This window comes from Flagellimonas chongwuensis, from assembly GCF_013376415.1.
In the GTDB taxonomy this organism is placed as follows: Bacteria; Bacteroidota; Bacteroidia; order Flavobacteriales; family Flavobacteriaceae; genus Flagellimonas; species Flagellimonas chongwuensis.
In genome coordinates this window covers 1-2,500 of record NZ_WYET01000011.1, presented here as the reverse complement: position 1 = coordinate 2,500, position 2,500 = coordinate 1, and the positions used below count along the sequence as shown (strand labels likewise).

General features: G+C 52.4%; 2 tRNA genes and 2 rRNA genes (1 of these 4 cut by a window edge). All 4 read right to left on the bottom strand.

The annotated features are described in order from the left end of the window. A 23S ribosomal RNA gene (locus tag GUA46_RS15830) occupies nucleotides 1-269 on the bottom strand; it reaches 2,550 nt to the left of the window's first position. A 208-nt stretch (nucleotides 270-477) separates the two neighbouring features. Next, nucleotides 478-551 (bottom strand) — tRNA-Ala (locus tag GUA46_RS15825). Nucleotides 552-680: 129 nt separating this feature from the next. Next, a tRNA-Ile gene (locus GUA46_RS15820) sits at nucleotides 681-754 on the bottom strand. A gap of 110 nt (nucleotides 755-864) precedes the next feature. Continuing rightward, nucleotides 865-2,390, bottom strand: a 16S ribosomal RNA gene (locus GUA46_RS15815). Together the 16S and 23S rRNA genes with 2 tRNA genes alongside form the textbook arrangement of a ribosomal RNA operon. Nucleotides 2,391-2,500: the final 110 nt, after the last annotated feature.

Here is a 2,500-nt window from a genome sequence, read left to right as displayed (position 1 = left end):
ACAACGACGGTTTGGGCTGTTCCGATTTCGCTCGCCACTACTCTCGGAATCACTCTTGTTTTCTCTTCCTCCGCCTACTTAGATGTTTCAGTTCAGCGGGTTCGCCCCCATTGCTGGGTGACAGGCCTTCAACCTGCCGGGTTGCCCCATTCGGACACCCACGGATCAATGCTCATGTGCAGCTCCCCGTGGATTTTCGCAGCTTATCGCGTCCTTCGTCGCCTCTGAGAGCCTAGGCATCCCCCATACGCCCTTCTTTTGCTTGTCGCACCTGTACCATAAGGTACAGATGCCCTCTCGTAATCCTTATATATTCTATTCTACTTCGTGTTTCTTCTTTGACTTCGCACAGATCGATTTAAAATCAATCCTGCTCCGTCCCAATATGTCAATGAACTTTTAAACAGTCTTGAGATATTAGATATTAGACATGAGATGGATCTCACTTCTAAAATCTGGATACTCAATACTATCCAGTGGAGAATATCGGAGTCGAACCGATGACCTCCTGCGTGCAAGGCAGGCGCTCTAGCCAGCTGAGCTAATCCCCCATTTCCCTAGTAAAGAGTTATGAGTTGTGAGTTATGAGTCTATAACCCGCAATAACTCGCTCCTAGAATTTCCTTATTCAATACTCAATGAACTTCGCACTCCGTACATACGCACCTCGTACATCTTCGTAGTCTCAGGCAGACTCGAACTGCCGACCTCTACATTATCAGTGTAGCGCTCTAACCAGCTGAGCTATGAGACTGTCTTGGCCTTTTATTGCCTTATATCAGTATAACATATCATAAACGACAGCGCAGAGGATAAAGACCACCTCGTGCGGGACAAGGCACCTCCGGGCATCTCTTTCTCTAGAAAGGAGGTGTTCCAGCCGCACCTTCCGGTACGGCTACCTTGTTACGACTTAGCCCTAGTTACCGATTTTGCCCTAGGCCGCTCCTTGCGGTGACGGACTTCAGGCACTCCCGGCTTCCATGGCTTGACGGGCGGTGTGTACAAGGCCCGGGAACGTATTCACCGGATCATGGCTGATATCCGATTACTAGCGATTCCAGCTTCACGGGGTCGAGTTGCAGACCCCGATCCGAACTGTGACCGGTTTTGTAGATCCGCGCCCCCTTGCGGGGTGGCTTCCCTCTGTACCGGCCATTGTAGCACGTGTGTAGCCCAGGACGTAAGGGCCGTGATGATTTGACGTCGTCCCCACCTTCCTCACGGTTTGCACCGGCAGTCCCGTTAGAGTCCCCATCTTGACATGCTGGCAACTAACGGTAGGGGTTGCGCTCGTTATAGGACTTAACCTGACACCTCACGGCACGAGCTGACGACAACCATGCAGCACCTTGCAGGCGGTCCGAAGAAAGGGGTATCTCTACCCCATGCAGCCTGCATTTAAGCCCTGGTAAGGTTCCTCGCGTATCATCGAATTAAACCACATGCTCCACCGCTTGTGCGGGCCCCCGTCAATTCCTTTGAGTTTCATTCTTGCGAACGTACTCCCCAGGTGGGATACTTATCACTTTCGCTTGGCCACGGAGACCGAAGTCCCCACAGCTAGTATCCATCGTTTACGGCGTGGACTACCGGGGTATCTAATCCCGTTCGCTACCCACGCTTTCGTCCATCAGCGTCAGTACATGGTTGGCCACCTGCCTTCGCGATCGGTGTTCTATGTGATATCTATGCATTTCACCGCTACACCACATGTTCCGGCGACCCCACCATGACTCAAGACCTGCAGTATCAAAGGCAATTTTATGGTTGAGCCACAAACTTTCACCCCTGACTTACAGGCCCGCCTACGGACCCTTTAAACCCAATGATTCCGGATAACGCTCGGACCCTCCGTATTACCGCGGCTGCTGGCACGGAGTTAGCCGGTCCTTATTCTTACGGTACCGTCAGACGCCCACACGTGGGCGCATTTCTTCCCGTATAAAAGCAGTTTACAACCCATAGGGCCGTCATCCTGCACGCGGCATGGCTGGATCAGGCTCCCGCCCATTGTCCAATATTCCTCACTGCTGCCTCCCGTAGGAGTCTGGTCCGTGTCTCAGTACCAGTGTGGGGGATCCCCCTCTCAGGGCCCCTAACCATCGCTGCCTTGGTGGGCCGTTACCCCACCAACTAACTAATGGTACGCATGGCCATCCCTGTCCGATAAATCTTTAACCGTAATATCATGCGATATAACGGTACCATGGGGCATTAATCCAAGTTTCCCTGGGCTATTCCCCTGACAGGGGCAGGTTCCATACGCGTTCCGCACCCGTGCGCCGGTCGCCGGCGGAAAAGCAAGCTTCTCCCCGCTGCCCCTCGACTTGCATGTGTTAGGCCTGCCGCTAGCGTTCATCCTGAGCCAGGATCAAACTCTTCATTGTATTTCCTTGAATGTCTGTCCGACACCCGGAAATCCCGAGTCCCTGCATCAAAATGGTTCATTTCTTAATTCTACGCTGTCGTTACAATATGTATATGAACTTCTTTGTTT